Source organism: Streptomyces sp. NPDC033216, assembly GCF_055577115.1.
The window spans coordinates 151,632-167,914 of the sequence record NZ_JBVIQK010000011.1; the positions used below are offsets into that span (position 1 = coordinate 151,632).

Annotated in this window: 14 protein-coding genes; 12 read left to right on the forward strand and 2 right to left on the reverse strand. The window is 70.7% G+C overall.

From position 1 onward, the window contains the following. Window positions 1-18 precede the first annotated feature (18 nt). From ACZ5Y0_RS21485 to ACZ5Y0_RS21495, 3 genes are read left to right on the forward strand one after another with little or no spacing between them, the layout of a single operon-like run. Window positions 19-1,596, forward strand: coding sequence for an alpha/beta hydrolase (locus tag ACZ5Y0_RS21485; protein WP_469130283.1), 1,578 nt, complete (start codon window positions 19-21; stop codon window positions 1,594-1,596). Window positions 1,597-1,656: 60 nt separating this feature from the next. Beyond that, entirely contained in the window at window positions 1,657-2,055 is a 399-nt protein-coding gene (locus ACZ5Y0_RS21490; RefSeq protein ID WP_469130284.1) for a RidA family protein, read from the forward strand. After that, a complete protein-coding gene (locus tag ACZ5Y0_RS21495) occupies window positions 2,052-2,576 on the forward strand; it encodes a GNAT family N-acetyltransferase (protein WP_469130285.1) in 525 nt (174 codons plus the stop codon). Before ACZ5Y0_RS21490 ends, ACZ5Y0_RS21495 begins: the two co-directional genes overlap by 4 nt. Before the next feature lie 249 nt (window positions 2,577-2,825). Here ACZ5Y0_RS21495 and ACZ5Y0_RS21500 read toward each other — a convergent pair whose 3' ends face one another. Then, window positions 2,826-3,401: an adenylosuccinate lyase gene (locus ACZ5Y0_RS21500; protein ID WP_469130286.1), complete on the reverse strand. Its 576-nt coding sequence runs from the start codon at window positions 3,399-3,401 to the stop codon at window positions 2,826-2,828. A gap of 400 nt (window positions 3,402-3,801) precedes the next feature. Between ACZ5Y0_RS21500 and ACZ5Y0_RS21505 the strand changes: the two genes are divergently transcribed. From ACZ5Y0_RS21505 to pssA, 9 genes are all read left to right on the forward strand, one after another. Then, a complete protein-coding gene (locus ACZ5Y0_RS21505; RefSeq protein WP_469130287.1) occupies window positions 3,802-5,607 on the forward strand; it encodes a 3-hydroxyacyl-CoA dehydrogenase family protein in 1,806 nt (601 codons plus the stop codon). Between the two features lie 136 nt (window positions 5,608-5,743). Further along, entirely contained in the window at window positions 5,744-6,556 is an 813-nt protein-coding gene (locus ACZ5Y0_RS21510) for a TetR family transcriptional regulator (RefSeq protein WP_469130288.1), read from the forward strand. A gap of 448 nt (window positions 6,557-7,004) precedes the next feature. Continuing rightward, a complete protein-coding gene (gene ccrA / locus ACZ5Y0_RS21515) occupies window positions 7,005-8,348 on the forward strand; it encodes a crotonyl-CoA carboxylase/reductase (RefSeq protein WP_469130289.1) in 1,344 nt (447 codons plus the stop codon). 8 nt (window positions 8,349-8,356) lie between these two features. Beyond that, the gene (locus ACZ5Y0_RS21520; RefSeq protein ID WP_469130290.1) at window positions 8,357-10,384 is read left to right on the forward strand and encodes a protein meaA; all 2,028 of its coding nucleotides are present in this window, start codon (window positions 8,357-8,359) and stop codon (window positions 10,382-10,384) included. Further along, on the forward strand, window positions 10,381-11,340 hold the full coding sequence (locus ACZ5Y0_RS21525) for an HpcH/HpaI aldolase/citrate lyase family protein (protein WP_469130291.1): 960 nt from the start codon (window positions 10,381-10,383) through the stop codon (window positions 11,338-11,340). The genes ACZ5Y0_RS21520 and ACZ5Y0_RS21525 overlap by 4 nt, the downstream gene beginning before the upstream one ends. Window positions 11,341-11,345: 5 nt before the next feature. Beyond that, the gene (locus ACZ5Y0_RS21530; protein ID WP_469130292.1) at window positions 11,346-11,858 is read left to right on the forward strand and encodes a MaoC family dehydratase; all 513 of its coding nucleotides are present in this window, start codon (window positions 11,346-11,348) and stop codon (window positions 11,856-11,858) included. 2 nt (window positions 11,859-11,860) lie between these two features. Further along, complete coding sequence (locus ACZ5Y0_RS21535) at window positions 11,861-13,066, forward strand: acyl-CoA dehydrogenase family protein (protein WP_469130293.1); 1,206 nt, start codon at window positions 11,861-11,863, stop codon at window positions 13,064-13,066. Window positions 13,067-13,236: 170 nt separating this feature from the next. Beyond that, window positions 13,237-13,893: a phosphatidylserine decarboxylase gene (locus ACZ5Y0_RS21540; protein WP_469130294.1), complete on the forward strand. Its 657-nt coding sequence runs from the start codon at window positions 13,237-13,239 to the stop codon at window positions 13,891-13,893. A gap of 22 nt (window positions 13,894-13,915) precedes the next feature. Then, the gene (pssA, locus tag ACZ5Y0_RS21545; protein WP_469130366.1) at window positions 13,916-14,734 is read left to right on the forward strand and encodes a CDP-diacylglycerol--serine O-phosphatidyltransferase; all 819 of its coding nucleotides are present in this window, start codon (window positions 13,916-13,918) and stop codon (window positions 14,732-14,734) included. A gap of 338 nt (window positions 14,735-15,072) precedes the next feature. Here the strand turns inward: pssA and ACZ5Y0_RS21550 are convergent, their stop codons facing one another. After that, a complete protein-coding gene (locus ACZ5Y0_RS21550) occupies window positions 15,073-16,191 on the reverse strand; it encodes a glycerate kinase (RefSeq protein WP_469130367.1) in 1,119 nt (372 codons plus the stop codon). Window positions 16,192-16,283 lie beyond the last annotated feature (92 nt).

Sequence of the window (16,283 nt, forward strand, 5' to 3'; positions counted from 1 at the left end):
CCGTCCTGGGAGGACCCCATGAGGAAACGCGCAGCAGCGCTGTGCGGTGCCGCCGTCGTCGTGGCCGGGGCGTTGACCGCCCTGCCCGCCGGCGCCGGCGTGTCGCCCGTCGCCGCGGCCGCGTCGGCGGCGAACCCCGCCTGGCGGAAGTGCGGCACCACCGACCACCCGACGCTCCAGTGCGCGTCCCTGAAGGTGCCCCTCGACCACGGGAACCCGAGCGGCAGTCAGATCACGCTCGCGCTGTCCCGGGTCCCGCACACCGCGAAGACGTACCAGGGGCCGCTGCTGGTCAACCCGGGCGGGCCCGGCGGCAGTGGACTCACACTCGCCGGGTTCGTCGCGTCGTCGCTGCCGAAAGAGGTGGCCGCGCAGTACGACGTCATCGGCTTCGACCCGCGCGGGGTGGGCAGGAGCACGCCGGCCCTGAACTGCCGGCCGGACCACTTCGCCCCGGTGCGCCCGGACTCCGTGCCGTCCACCGGTGACATCGAGCGCGCCAACCTCGCCCGGGTGAGGGCCTTCGCCGAGGACTGCGGCAAGAAGTACGCGAGCGTGCTGCCGTACATCGACACCCTCAGCACGGTCCGGGACATGGACGCGATCCGCCGGGCCGTCGGCGCGCGGAAACTGAACTACCTCGGCTACTCGTACGGCACCCACCTCGGCGCGGTCTACGCGAAGCTGTACCCGGAGCGGGTGCGGCGGGTGGTCCTCGACTCGATCGTCGACCCCGGCGGCGTCTGGTACGACAACAACCTCACGCAGGACCTCGCGTTCAACGACCGCCACCGCGCCCTGATGGCCTGGATCGCGAAACACGACGCCACCTACCGGCTCGGCAGCGACCCGGACCGCGTCGAGACGCGGTGGTACGCGATGCGGGCCGCGCTGGCGAAGAAGCCGGCGGGCGGCGAGGTGGGCCCCTCCGAGCTGGAGGACACCTTCATGCCGGGCGGCTATTACAACGGTTACTGGCCGTATCTGGCCGAGGCGTTCGCCGCGTACGTCAACGACCGCGACGCCGATCCACTGATCGAGACGTACGAGAGCTTCGGCGCGGTGGACCCCGCCGGAGGCAACGGCTACAGCGTCTACACGGCGGTGCAGTGCCGTGACGCGCCGTGGCCGCGCGACTGGCAGGAGTGGCGTTCCGACAACTGGGCCGCGTACACGAAGGCGCCGTTCATGACCTGGAACAACGCATGGTACAACGCACCGTGCGCGTTCTGGCCGACCCCTTCGCGGGGCCCGGTGAACGTCGCCAACGACCGGGTGCCGCCGGTGCTGCTGTTCCAGGCGACGGACGACGCGGCCACCCCGTACGAGGGCGGCGCGACGATGCACGCCCTGCTCGGCGGTTCCAGCCTCGTCGTGGAGGACGGCGGCGGCAACCACGGCATCACCCTGAGCGGGAACAGCTGTCTGGACAGGCATCTGGCGGCCTACCTGGCCGATGGCACGGTGCCGCGCGGGACCGGCGCGGCCGACGCGGTGTGCGCGGCGCTGCCCGCCCCGAAGCCGCTGGGCGCGAAGGGCGGATCGGGTACGGCGCACGGTCCGACGCTGCACGGGCTGCTCGGCTTCCGCGGCTGACGCACCACCGGCCGCGACCCCGTCGGGGGCGTTGTCAGACCCGTGGTCCACCATGGACGCATGAGTGAGCTGACCAGGATTCCCGTCCCCGACGGCGTCGCCGCCGCCGCGCAGTACACACATGTCGTGGTGGGCACGGGCCGTTTCGTGGCCGTCTCCGGTCAGCTCCCGCTGGACGGGGCCGGCCGGCCGGTCGGCGAGGGGGATCCCGAGGCCCAGGCCCGTCAGGTCTTCGAGAATCTGCGGCGATGTCTGGCCGCCGCCGGGGCGACCTTCGACGACGTCGTCAAACTCACCTACTTCGTCACGGACATGGCGCACATGCCGGCGATCCGCGAGGCCCGCGCCGCGCACATACCCGACGACCGGCTGCCGGCCGCCTCGGCCGTGCAGGTCGCGGCGCTGGTCCGGCCGGAGTTCCTGATGGAGATCGAGGCCTTCGCGGTGATCGGCCCATGACCGCTCCGCGGGTGCGCGAGATGACTCTCGCCGACTGCGACCGGGTCTCGGAGATCCGCATCCGCGGCTGGCAGAGCGCCTACCGGGGCCTGATGCCGCAGTCCTACCTCGACGCGCTCAGCGTGACCGAGGACGCCGAGCGGCGCCGCGGCTGGTTCACGCGCGGCGACGGCAGCGTGGAGAACCTGGTGGCGGAGCGGCACGGCACGGTGATGGGCTGGGCCGCCCACGGCGCCTACCGCGACGGCGAAGTCCGCACCGCCGACGCCGAGTTGTACGCGATCTACGTCGACCCGGCCCATCTGGGCGGTGGCATCGGACAGGCCCTCCTCACCGAGTCGGTACGGCGGAGCACGGCCGCCGGCCGCCGCCGCATGTACCTCTGGGTGGTCGCGGGCAACACCGCGGCCCGCCGTTTCTACGAGGCAGCGGGCTTCCACGCGGACGGCACGGAGGAATCCTTCGAGGTGGACGGCGTGAAGGTACCGGAGGTCCGGTACGTCCGGAACCTGACGGCCTGACGGCCTGACAGGCCCCCTTCCGGGGCCGCCAGGTCACCCGGTCGCCCCGCGGCCCCCGATCGTCCGACGGCGGCCGTCCGGCGATCGGCGGTCCCTCGCCCAGCCGCCGGCAGCCGGGGCCGTCCCCCTGCCCCGCAGTCCGACAGCCCCACGGCCGGTCGGCCCGCGACCCGGCAGCCCGCGAGCCGCCGCCCCGCGGCCTGGCCGCCCCGCAACGCGGTCGCCCCGCAACACGGTCGCGCCGATGGCTCACCGCTGGCGGGGAATCCGCGCCAGCGCCCGCACGGCCGCCTCCGCGAGGACCGGGTGGGCGAGGGCGTCGTTCAGGACGGGGCGGGCACGGCCGTCGCCCAGGCTGCCGAGGCCGTCCACACAGGCGAGCGCGACCCGTCGGTAGGGGTCGTGCGGGCGCAGCCGCCGCCGCAGCGTGGTGATCAGCGCGGGCACCGACTCGGGTGCGCGCAGCTCCACCAGGAGCCGGACGGGGTGCAGGGCGTAGGCGACCCGCAGTTCGTTGGTGGCCAGGGCGGCCGCCGCCCGCGCGGTCCGGGGGTCGCCCAGCCGCGCCAGGGCGTACGCGGCGGAGGCGCAGCGGGGTGGATCACGGTGGTTGAGCAACAGGACGAGGGGCTCGAAGGCGCGCCGGTCCCCGGCCAGACCCAGGCGGAGCGCGGCCAGTTCCCTGGCCCACAGCGGCTGCCCGGCGGCGGTGAGCACCTCGGCGAGCGTGTCGTGGTCCCCGGTGGCCGCCAACTCCTCGAAGGCGGGGCCTCCTCCCGACTCCCGGCACAAGCGCTCCGTGAGCGATCGCAACTCTTCGTCCATGACGCCGAGCCTAGAGCGGTGGTGACGGCGTAGGGACGCACATCACAAACCCGAGGGGCTGGCGCGCTCGTTACCCACCGGTTAAGCTCATACGAGCGAGTTACCCACTCGCACCCCCCGTTCGTGACGGCCTGGTGACGCAGCCGCCGCGACGGAGTCGGTTCGGTACACAGGTACCGCTTGCACGACCCGGCCTCGGGACAGGGCCGGTCGGTCATCACCGTTCCTCGGACGTGTGCACGTCCGCAGCGACGGCCCCGGGCGTGTGCGCGTTAAGCCCGGCAACACCCGCACCGAGCACTCCTCTTCACGCACTCCTGGTGCGTCCGCGCCGCCCTTGTGCCGCCGGGCGCACCCAGGGGCCGCTTCCAGTCGTCACCCTCATTCCTGGAGTCCCGCGATGGCCACTCCCCTGTCCTCCACCCCTCTCTCCGCCCTCCGGACGATCGCCGTCGTCGGTCTGGGCACCATGGGCACCGGTATCACCGAGGTCCTGGCCAAGGCCGGCCGCGAGGTGATCGGCATCGACATCAGCGAGGCCCAGGCCGCGCGGTCCGTCGCCGCTCTCGAGGCTTCCACCGCCCGCGCCGTGGAGCGCGGCAGGCTCACCGGGCAGGAGCGCACGGACGCCCTCGCCCGCGTCCGTACCGCGACCGACCTCGCGGCGGCGGCCGACGCCGACCTGGTCATCGAGGTGGCGCCGGAGTCGTACGAGATCAAGCAGCAGATCTTCCGGGAGCTGGACGCCATCGTGCGGCCCGAGACGATCCTGGCGACCGGCACCAACGCGCTGTCCGTCACGCGGCTCGCCGCCGACTCGGCACGCCCCGAGCGGGTGCTCGGCCTGCACTTCTTCAACCCGGCGCCGGCGATGAAGCTGGTCGAGGTCGTCTCCTCGGTGCTGACCGCTCCCGCCGCCGTCGCCGCGGTCACCGACCTCGCCCTCGACCTCGGCAAGGAGCCGGTCGCGGTCGGCGACCGCCCGGGATTCGTCGCGGACGGACTGCTGTTCGGCTACCTCAACCAGGCCGCCGCGATGTACGAGGCGAAGTACGCCTCCCGCGAGGACATCGACGCCGCGATGCGGCTGGGCTGCGGCCTGCCGATGGGCCCGCTCGCACTGCTCGACCTGATCGGCGTCGACACGGCCCGGACGGTCCTGGAGGCCATGTACGCCGAGTCCCGTGACCGGCTGCACGCCCCGGCGCCGATCCTCAAGCACCTGGCCGAGGCGGGCCTGACGGGCCGCAAGTCGGGCCGCGGCTTCTACACCTACGACGCCCCCGGCAGCGCGACGGTGGTGCCGGACGCCCTGACGCCCGTCGCCGGCGCGTCGGGTGTCCCCGGCCGCCCGGTGCGCAGCGTGGGTGTGGCCGGCTCGGGCACGATGGCCTCCGGCATCGCGGAGGTGTTCGCCAAGGCGGGCTACGACGTCGTCCTGGCCGCCCGCAGCGAGGAGAAGGCTCAGACGGCCAAGGCCCGGATCGGCACGTCCCTCTCGCGCTCCGTCGACAAGGGCCGGCTGACCGCCGAAGCCGCCGCGCAGACCTTGGAGCGGATCACCCCGGCCGGCACCTACGACGCGTTCGCGGACGTCGACCTGGCCGTCGAGGCGGTCGCCGAGGACCTGGACGTCAAGCGGCAGCTGTTCTCGGCGCTGGACAAGGTGTGCAAGCCGGGCGCGGTCCTGGCCACGACCACGTCCTCGCTGCCGGTCGTCGCGCTGGCCCGCGCCACCTCCCGGCCGCAGGACGTGATCGGCATGCACTTCTTCAACCCGGCGCCCGCGATGAAGCTGGTCGAGGTCGTCCGCACGGTGCTGACGGCCGAGGACGTCCACTCGTCGGTCCGCGAGGTCTGCCTCAGGATCAGGAAGCACGCCGTGGACTGCGGCGACCGGGCCGGGTTCATCGTCAACGCCCTCCTCTTCCCGTACCTCAACAACGCGATCAAGATGGTGCAGGAGCACTACGCCTCCCTCGACGACATCGACGCGGCGATGAAGCTGGGCGGTGGCTATCCGATGGGCCCCTTCGAGCTGCTCGACGTCGTCGGACTGGACGTCTCCCTCGCGATCGAGAAGGTCCTGCACCGCGAGTTCCGCGACCCGGGGCTGGCTCCGGCGCCGCTCCTGGAACATCTGGTGGCCGCGGGCTGCCTCGGCCGCAAGACGGGCCGGGGCTTCCGCGAACATGCCCGCCGCTGACGGCGTCGGCGACCGGTTCAGGGCCGTCGAGGACTGGGGCGGGCTGCTCGGACCGGCGGTTCCCCTCCCGCCCCGTCGGGGCGGGAGGGACCCCGGACACGCGCACCGAGCTGCGCACATGCAGTACGTTCAGGGCATGCCCCAGCCCGCCAAGTCCTCACGTACACCAGCCACGCCCGACGCGCCGGAGAGTGCCGCGGGCTCCCGCGCGGCGGCCCAGCGGCTCAAGATGCGCCGAGAGCTGGCGGCTGCCGCGATGGAGCTGTTCGCGACCAAGGGGTACGAGGCCACCACCGTCGACGAGATCGCGGCCGCGGCCGGGGTCGCCCGCCGGACCTTCTTCCGTCACTTCCGCTCCAAGGAAGAGGCGATCTTCCCCGATCACGACGACACCCTGATCCGCGCCGAGGCGGTGCTGAACGCGGCCCCGGCGCACGAGCACCCGCTCGACACGGTGTGCCGCGGCATCAAGGAAGTCATGAAGATGTACGCGGCGCGGCCGGAGATCTCGGTCGCCCGCTACAAGCTCACCCGCGAGGTGCCCACACTGCGCGAGGCGGAGATCGCGTCGGTGGCCCGCTACGAGCGTCTCTTCACCCGTTACCTGCTGGGCCACTTCGACGAGCACGCGCACGACGACGACGCCAACGACGACCCCCTGCTGGCCGAGGTCGCCGCCTCCGCCGTGGTCACCGCCCACAACCACGTCCTGCGGCGCTGGCTGCGGGCCGGCGGCCAGGGCGACGTCGAGGCCCAGCTCGACCACGCCTTCGGGATCGTACGGAAGACGTTCGGGACGGGCATCGGCGCCGGGCGCAGCACCGGCGCGGCGCGCCCGGCCCCCGCGGCGGTCTCCGCGCAGGGCGAGGTCCTGGTGACGGTGGCCCGCACCGACGCCCCGCTGCACGAGGTCATGCGGACCATCGAGCAGGCGCTCAAGGAGCGCTGAACCACCCCTCACGACACCAGGACGCTGTGATGACGGCCACCCCACCGGGTGGCCGTTTTGGCATGTCAGAGCCCCTTTTCCCGCGGATTTCCGGGCGCGTTCGATCGATCATCGCTCATCTGTCACGTAAAGATTTCATCTGAGACGAACTTCTGGCACTCAGTGCCTTGCGAGGTGACACGCGGTGTCATACGTTGAAGATGTCCGGGCGGCCGGCGTGCAGAGACCATTCGTACGTCGGCTGTCCCCGCAAGCTCTCCCCCGGAGCCCCGGGGGGACCCCGGCTCGCGCGCCCGGACGCCTGCGTCACAGGCAACCTCCCGCGCCACAAAGCGCTGCCGAACAGCACCACCCGCCGAACCGACGGCACACCCCTACCCACCCTCAGCAGCACCGACGTAACCCTCAGCGCCCCTCCCTCAGGGCGCCCACCGCCGGAGGCAACACCGTGACCGTGAAGGACATCCTGGACGCCATCCAGTCGCCGGACTCGACCCCGGACGACTTCGCCGCTCTGCCGCTCCCCGAGTCGTACCGCGCGATCACCGTGCACAAGGACGAGACGGAGATGTTCGCCGGGCTCGCCACCCGCGACAAGGACCCCCGCAAGTCGATCCACCTGGACGACGTGCCGGTGCCGGAACTCGGACCCGGCGAGGCCCTGGTGGCCGTGATGGCCTCCTCGGTCAACTACAACTCCGTGTGGACGTCGATCTTCGAACCGCTGTCCACCTTCGGGTTCCTGGAGCGCTACGGGCGCACCAGCGAGCTGGCCAGGCGCCACGACCTGCCCTACCACATCATCGGCTCCGACCTCGCCGGCGTCGTCCTGCGCACCGGCCCCGGCGTCAACTCCTGGAAGCCCGGAGACGAGGTCGTCGCGCACTGCCTGAGTGTGGAACTGGAGTCCTCGGACGGCCACAACGACACCATGCTCGACCCCGAGCAGCGCATCTGGGGCTTCGAGACCAACTTCGGCGGCCTCGCCGAGATCGCCCTGGTCAAGTCCAACCAGCTGATGCCCAAGCCCGACCACCTCAGCTGGGAGGAGGCCGCCGCCCCGGGCCTGGTCAACTCCACCGCCTACCGGCAACTGGTCTCCCGCAACGGTGCCGGCATGAAGCAGGGCGACAACGTCCTGATCTGGGGCGCCAGCGGCGGACTCGGCTCCTACGCCACCCAGTTCGCCCTCGCCGGCGGCGCCAACCCGATCTGCGTCGTCTCCAGCCCACAGAAAGCGGACATCTGCCGGGCCATGGGCGCGCAGGCGGTCATCGACCGCAACGCCGAGGACTACCGGTTCTGGAAGGACGAACACACCCAGGACCCCAGGGAATGGAAGCGCTTCGGCAAGCGCATACGCGAACTCACCGGCGGCGAGGACATCGACATCGTCTTCGAGCACCCTGGCCGCGAGACCTTCGGCGCCAGCGTCTACGTCACCCGCAAGGGCGGCACCATCACCACCTGCGCCTCGACCTCGGGCTACATGCACGAGTACGACAACCGCTACCTGTGGATGTCCCTGAAGCGCATCATCGGCTCCCACTTCGCCAACTACCGCGAGGCCTGGGAAGCCAACCGCCTCATCGCCAAGGGCAAGATCCACCCCACCCTCTCCAAGGTGTACTCCCTGGAGGAGACCGGCCAGGCCGCCCACGACGTGCACCGCAACCTCCACCAGGGCAAGGTCGGCGTCCTGTGCCTGGCCCCCACCGAAGGCCTCGGCGTGCGCGACCACGACAAGCGCGCCCAGCACATCGACGCCATCAACCGCTTCCGGAACATCTGAGGTCACAGATGACTGAGCGTCAGAAGGACCGGCCGTGGTTGATGCGGACCTACGCCGGCCACTCCACGGCCGAGGCGTCCAACGAGCTGTACCGGCGCAACCTCGCCAAGGGCCAGACGGGCCTGTCGGTGGCGTTCGACCTGCCGACGCAGACCGGCTACGACTCCGACCACGTCCTCGCCCGCGGCGAGGTCGGCCGGGTCGGGGTGCCGGTCGCCCATCTCGGTGACATGCGCCGGCTGTTCCAGGACATCCCCCTGGAGCAGATGAACACCTCGATGACCATCAACGCCACCGCCATGTGGCTGCTGGCGCTCTACCAGGTCGTCGCGGAGGAGCAGGGTGCGGACATCACCCGGCTCCAGGGCACGACCCAGAACGACATCGTCAAGGAGTACCTGTCCCGCGGCACGCACGTGTTCCCGCCGGGCCCGAGCCTGCGCCTGACGACCGACATGATCGCGTACACGGTCTCCCACATGCCGAAGTGGAACCCGATCAACATCTGTAGCTACCACTTGCAGGAGGCGGGCGCCACACCGGTCCAGGAGATCGCGTACGCGATGTCGACGGCGATCGCCGTGCTGGACGCCGTCCGCGACAGCGGCCAGGTGCCGCAGGAGCGCATGGGCGATGTCGTCGGCCGGATCTCGTTCTTCGTGAACGCGGGCGTCCGCTTCGTCGAGGAGATGTGCAAGATGCGCGCCTTCGGCCGCATCTGGGACCGCATCACCCGCGAGCGGTACGGCATCGAGAACCCCAAGCACCGCCGCTTCCGCTACGGCGTCCAGGTCAACTCCCTCGGTCTCACCGAGGCGCAGCCGGAGAACAACGTCCAGCGGATCGTGCTGGAGATGCTGGCCGTGACCCTCTCCAAGGACGCACGCGCGCGTGCCGTGCAACTGCCCGCCTGGAACGAGGCGCTCGGCCTGCCCCGCCCCTGGGACCAGCAGTGGTCGCTGCGCATGCAGCAGGTGCTGGCGTACGAGAGCGACCTGCTGGAGTACGAGGACATCTTCGAGGGCTCGAAGGTGATCGAGGCCAAGGTGGGCGAGCTGGTCGAGGAGTCGCTCACCGAGATCGAGCGGATCCAGGAGATGGGCGGCGCGATGGCCGCCGTCGAGTCCGGCTATCTCAAGTCCCAGCTGGTGTCCTCCCATGCGGAGCGCAGGGGCCGTATCGAGTCCGGTCAGGAGAAGATCGTCGGCGTCAACGTCTTCGAGACGACCGAGCCGAACCCGCTGACCGCCGATCTCGACACGGCGATCCAGACGGTCGACCCGGCCGTCGAGGCCCGTGTGATCGCCTCCCTCCAGCACTGGCGCGACACCCGCTACCAGCCGCCGTTCAACCATCCGCGCCCCTGCAAGGCGCTGGAGAAGCTGAAGGAGGCCGCCAAGGGGACCGGCAACCTCATGGAGGCGACCCTGGAGTGTGCTCGCGCCGGTGTCACGACCGGTGAGTGGGCGGGGGCGCTGCGCGAGGTGTTCGGCGAGTTCCGCGCCCCGACGGGGGTCTCGTCGGCGCCGGTGGCGATCCCCGCCGAGGCGGGCTCGGCGCTGTCCGAGGTGCGCCGCAGGGTGCAGCTGACCGCTTCTGACCTCGGCGTCGGCAAGCTGCGCTTCCTGGTCGGCAAGCCGGGCCTGGACGGGCATTCCAACGGCGCCGAGCAGATCGCCGTACGCGCGCGTGACGCCGGCTTCGAGGTGGTCTACCAGGGGATCCGGCTGACGCCCGAACAGATCGTGGACGCGGCCGTCGCCGAGGACGTGCACGCGGTCGGCCTGTCGATCCTGTCCGGATCGCACGCCCAGCTGGTGCCCGATGTCCTCGAACGGCTGCGTGTGGCCGGTGCCACAGACATTCCGGTGATCGCCGGTGGCATCATCCCAGGCGGTGACGCCGAACAACTGCGGGCCGCGGGAGTGGCCGCCGTGTTCACACCGAAGGACTTCGACATCACCGGAATCATCGGCCGCATCGTCGACGAGATCCGCAAAGCGAACAAGCTCGACCCCCTGGAGGTCCCCGCATGACCGTCAACCGTCTGCGCCCGCGGCGCTCCTGCCTGGCCGTGCCGGGTTCGAACCCCCGCTTCCTGGAGAAGGCCCAGGGCCTCCCCGCCGACCAGGTCTTCCTCGACCTGGAGGACGCGTGCGCGCCGCTCGCCAAGCCCGAGGCGCGGCACACCATCGTCAAGTTCCTCAACGAGGGCGACTGGACCGGAAAGACGAGGGTCGTTCGCGTCAACGACTGGACGACCGAGTGGACGTACCGCGATGTCGTCACGGTCGTCGAGGGCGCGGGTCCGAACCTCGACTGCATCATGCTGCCGAAGGTGCAGAACGCCCAGCAGGTCGTCGCGCTCGACCTGCTGCTGACGCAGATCGAGAAGACGATGGGCTTCGAGGTCGGCCGGATCGGCATCGAGGCGCAGATCGAGAACGCGCAGGGCCTCAACAACGTCAACGAGATCGCCCAGGCCAGCCCGCGCATCGAGACGATCATCTTCGGCCCGGCGGACTTCATGGCGTCGATCAACATGAAGTCACTGGTCGTGGGCGAGCAGCCGCCCGGCTACCCGGCGGACGCCTACCACTACATCCTGATGAAGATCCTGATGGCCGCCCGCGCCAACGACCTCCAGGCGATCGACGGCCCCTACCTCCAGATCCGCAACGTCGACGGCTACCGCGAGGTCGCCCGGCGCGCCGCCGCCCTCGGCTTCGACGGCAAGTGGGTGCTGCACCCGGGCCAGGTCGAGGCGTCCAACGAGATCTTCTCGCCGTCCCAGGAGGACTACGACCACGCCGAGCTGATCCTGGACGCGTACGACTACTACACCTCCGAGGCGGGCGGCAAGAAGGGCTCCGCGATGCTCGGCGACGAGATGATCGACGAGGCCAGCCGCAAGATGGCCCTGGTCATCTCCGGCAAGGGCCGCGCCGCCGGCATGCGGCGCACCACCGAGTTCGAGATCCCGGAGGCCTGAGCGCGATGCAGTTCGGACGCACCTTCGAGGAGTTCGAGGTCGGGGCCGTCTACAAGCACTGGCCCGGGAAGACCGTGACGGAGTACGACGACCACCTGTTCTGTCTCCTCACCATGAACCACCATCCGCTCCACATGGACAGCAACTACGCCGAGCACACGACGGACTTCGGCAAGAACGTCGTCGTCGGCAACTACGTCTACTCGCTGCTGCTCGGCATGTCCGTGCCGGACGTCTCCGGCAAGGCGATCGCCAACCTGGAGATCGAGTCGCTGAAGCACGTGGCGCCGACCTTCCACGGCGACACGATCTACGGCGAGACGACCGTGCTCGACAAGTGGCCCTCGAAGTCGAAGAACGACCGCGGGATCGTCCACGTCGAGACCAAGGGCTACAAGCAGGACGGCACGCTCGTGTGCGTGTTCCGCCGCAAGGTGATGGTGCCGACCGAGACGTACATCGAGGAGCGCGGCGGCGAGCAGCCCGGCCGCCCCCGGCTCAGGGAGCAGGAGAAGTAGCCATGGCCCGACTCGCCCAGACCGCCGGTCTGACCGACGTCCAGCAGGAGATCCTCGCCACCGTCCGCGACTTCGTGGACAAGGAGATCATCCCGGTCGCCACCGAGCTGGAACACCGCGACGAGTACCCGCAGGCGATCGTCGACGGCCTGAAGGAGCTGGGCCTGTTCGGCCTGATGATTCCCGAGGAGTACGGGGGTCTGGGCGAGTCGCTCCTCACCTACGCCCTGTGCGTCGAGGAGATCGCCCGTGGCTGGATGTCCGTCTCCGGCATCATCAACACGCACTTCATCGTGGCGTACATGCTCAAGCAGCACGGCACGCAGGAGCAGAAGGACCACTTCCTGCCGCGGATGGCGGCCGGCGACGTCCGGGGCGCGTTCTCCATGTCGGAGCCGGGCCTGGGCTCGGACGTGTCGGCGATCACCTCGAAGGCGGTGAGGGACGGCGACGAGTACGTCCTCAACGGCCAGAAGATGTGGCTGACGAACGGTGGTACGTCCTCCCTGGTGGCCGTTCTCGTACGAAGTGACGAAGGACACCCCGAGGGGACCGCACCGCACAGATCGATGACGACCTTCCTGGTGGAGAAGGAGCCCGGCTTCGGCGAGGTCCGTCCCGGCCTGACCATCCCGGGCAAGATCGACAAGATGGGCTACAAGGGCGTCGACACCACCGAGCTGATCATGGACGGCCTGCGCGTTCCCGCGGACCGCGTGCTCGGCGGGGTCACCGGCCGTGGTTTTTACCACATGATGGACGGCGTGGAGGTCGGCCGCGTCAACGTGGCCGCCCGCGGCTGCGGCGTCGCCCAGCGCGCCTTCGAGCTGGGCGTGAGCTACGCCCAGCAGCGCCACACCTTCGGCAAGCCGATCGCCCAGCACCAGGCGATCCAGTTCAAACTGGCCGAGATGGCTACCAAGGTGGAGGCCGCTCATGCCATGATGGTGAATGCCGCGCGCAAAAAGGACTCCGGGGAACGAAACGACCTTGAGGCAGGGATGGCGAAGTACCTCGCCTCCGAGTACTGCAAGGAGGTCGTGGAGGACGCCTTCCGGATCCACGGCGGCTACGGCTTCTCCAAGGAGTACGAGATCGAGCGCCTCTACCGCGAGGCCCCGATGCTGCTCATCGGTGAAGGTACCGCCGAGATCCAGAAAATGATCATCGGCCGCAGGCTGCTCGAAGAGTATCGATTCCAGGGCTAGATGTCCGGTTGGGGGTGTTTTCTTCGAGAAGAAGATCACACCCCGTCAACCAGCCCTCGCCGTCGACTCGGCTTCCTGGCTTACCCAGTTGCGGCCCCGAACCGCTACGATCGCGGGAAAGCCGCCGTCCCCCCGTCGAAGCGCGGCATCATTCGCTACGAAGGTCATCCATGCCCCACAGCCAAACCTCTGCACCTCGCGACAGCCTGGCCGGCGTACGCCTTGCGCGCGGAGCATCGCCGTGGCTCCTCCCGACCGTCGCCACCGCCGCCGTCAGCCTGGTCCGCGCCCGCCGCTCGGGCGTCGCCAAGGCCGTCGCCGTGCCCGCCACCGCTCTCGCGGCGGGCATGCTGTGGTTCTTCCGCGACCCCGAGCGCGAGATCGCGTCCGGCAGGGTCATCTCCCCCGCCGACGGTGTGGTGCAGAGCATCATGCCGTGGAAGGACGGACGGACCCGGGTCGCGATCTTCATGAGCCCGCTCAACGTCCACGTCAACCGCGCCCCGCTGGCCGGCACGGTGACGTCGGTGGAGCACATCCCGGGCGGGTTCGTGCCGGCCTTCAACAAGGAGAGCGAGAACAACGAGCGCGTCGTCTGGCACTTCGACACCGAGCTGGGTGACATCGAGATGATCCAGATCGCCGGAGCCGTCGCCCGCCGCATCGTCCCCTACGTTCCCGAGGGCACGAAGGTGGAGCAGGGCGAACGGATCGGCCTGATCCGCTTCGGCTCCCGCGTCGACATCTACCTCCCCGAGGGCGTGGACGTCGCGGTCGAGGTGGGACAGAAGACCGTGGCAGGGGTGACTCGCATTGACCGTGATTGACCCGGAGGCCCAGAGGGGCTGGGTGCCCGAGGCCGACGAGGTGGACGAAGAGGAGGACATGCCCCTCTCCCTCCGCCTGTCGATAGCGGACACCCTCACACTCGGCAACGCCACGTGCGGCTTCATGGCGGTGTACTTCACCACCACCGGCATCCTCATCCCGCACCTCACCGACAGCCAGGAATCCGGCATGGCGCGCAACAGCGCGGCCACTGCCGTCATCCTCATGCTGTGCGCGGCGGTGTTCGACCTGTTCGACGGCCTGGTCGCACGCAAGCTGCGCTCGTCGCCGATGGGCGCGGAGCTGGACAACCTCTCCGACCTGATCAGCTTCGGCCTGGCACCGGCGTACTTCGTCCTCGTCTACGGCATGGTGGCGGACGACGCCTACCAGAGAGTCGCCGCGGTCGGGGCGATCGTCGTGCTGCTGGCGGTGGTGCTGAGACTCGCGCGCTTCTCCTGTGTGACACCGACGAACGGCATGTTCCAGGGCATGCCGTCACCGTTCGGGGCACTGACCGTCGTCTCGATCGTGCTGCTGGAGCTGCCCTTCGTGGCGACGCTCCTCGCCATCCTGGGCACCGCCTGGCTGATGGTGAGCCGGGTCGAGTACCCGAAGCCGCGGGGCCGCCTGGCCGGCGCGATGCTCGGCTGGATCGTGCTGTCGATGGGGCTGCTGACGGCCTGGGCCTTCGACGCCCCCGGTGGCCAGCTGCTGCTCCAGACGGGCTGCGCGCTCCAGCTGGTCATGGGCGCGGTCATTCCGCTGTTCGCCACGGCCCGCCGGGTGAACAACTTCCGCGACAACCGGCGCGAGGCGCGCGCGGCACAGCTGCCGTAGTCGCCCTCACCCCGCCGACGGGTGTGGCCCGGACCTCCGAGGTCCGGGCCACACCCGTTTCGGCGTTCACGTGGGATCCGCCCGGCGTCCGGCGGGCGGGCCGGTGGGCGGCGAACCTGAGGGCCGGTGGGCGGCACTCCTAGTAGACCTGGGGGCGGCTCGGGGGCGGCGCGCACACCCCCCGAGAGCCGGTGGGCGGCACTCCTGGAAGACCGGGGGCGGCACACCCCGAGGGCCGGAAGACCGTTCGCCACGCCCGCCGGCGGCCCACACCGCCCGCCGCGACCGCTCGCGCCTCCAGCTCTCCGGTCTCCCCGTGTTCGCGGGCGCCGGACCGATCACGTCAGGAAGTCGCGCCCGATCCGCTCCGCGACGCGCTCCAGGATCGGGCCCGCCTCCGCGATGCACTTCTCGATGTCCGGTTCGGCGTCCGTGAGCGGATAGGCCCGCCGGATCCCGACCCGGCCCAGGACCTCCGGCGGCAGGGCGAGACGGCCGCACACCGCGACGACCTCCTTGCCGGCCGCACGCGCCGCCGCCGCGACGCCCACGGGCGCCTTGCCGTGCAGGGTCTGCTCGTCGAGGGAGCCCTCACCGGTGATGACCAGCTCGACCCGCTCCAGCGCCGATGCGAACCCCAGTACGTCGAGCATGACCTCGATGCCGGCGCGGAACCGGGCGCCGAGCAGCAGGGCGCCGAACCCGATGCCGCCCGCGGCGCCCGCTCCGGGCGCGGCGGCGCACTCGGCCGCCCGCGGGCCGACCGAGGCCTCCAGTACCTTGGCGTAGTGCGCGAGCGCCACGTCGAGCGCCGCCACGTCGTCCGGCGACGCGCCCTTCTGCGGGCCGTAGACCGCCGGGGCGCCCTTCGGGCCGGTCAGGGGGTTGTCGACGTCGCTGGCCAGGACGAGTTCCACCGAGGTGAGGCGGGCGTCGAGGCCGGAGAGGTCCGCGCTCGCCAGCGCCGCGAGGCCGCCACCGCCCGGGGCGACGGGTTCGCCGTCCGCGTCCAGGAAGCGGGCGCCCAGCGCGGACAGCATGCCCGCACCACCGTCCGTGGTGGCGCTGCCTCCGACCCCGAACACGATCGTCCGTACACCCGCGTCCAGCGCGGCCCGCAGCAGTTCGCCGGAGCCGTACGTGGAGGCCGTCAGCGGGGCGAACACGCCGGCCGGCAGCCGTTGCAGCCCGCTCGCCTCGGCCATCTCCACCACGGCGGTGTCGCCGCGCAGCGCGAACGCGGCGGTGACCTCCTGGCCGAGGGGTCCGGCGACCCGTACCTCCCGGCGTTCGAACCCGGCCGCGACCGCCGCGGCGACCGTGCCGTCGCCGCCGTCGGCGACCGGCAGGGCCTGGACCTCGACCTCCGGCAGTGCCCGGCGCAGTCCGGCCGTCACCCGCTCGGCGACCTCCACGGCCGTCAGCGAGCCCTTGAACTTGTCCGCGGCCACGAGCACCCTGCGGGTGCCCTGCGCTCCAGCGTCCGCCACTTGCCATCCCCTTGCTCTCCAGGCCCACGCGCATCGGGGCCAGTCGCGCCGCTGCGACC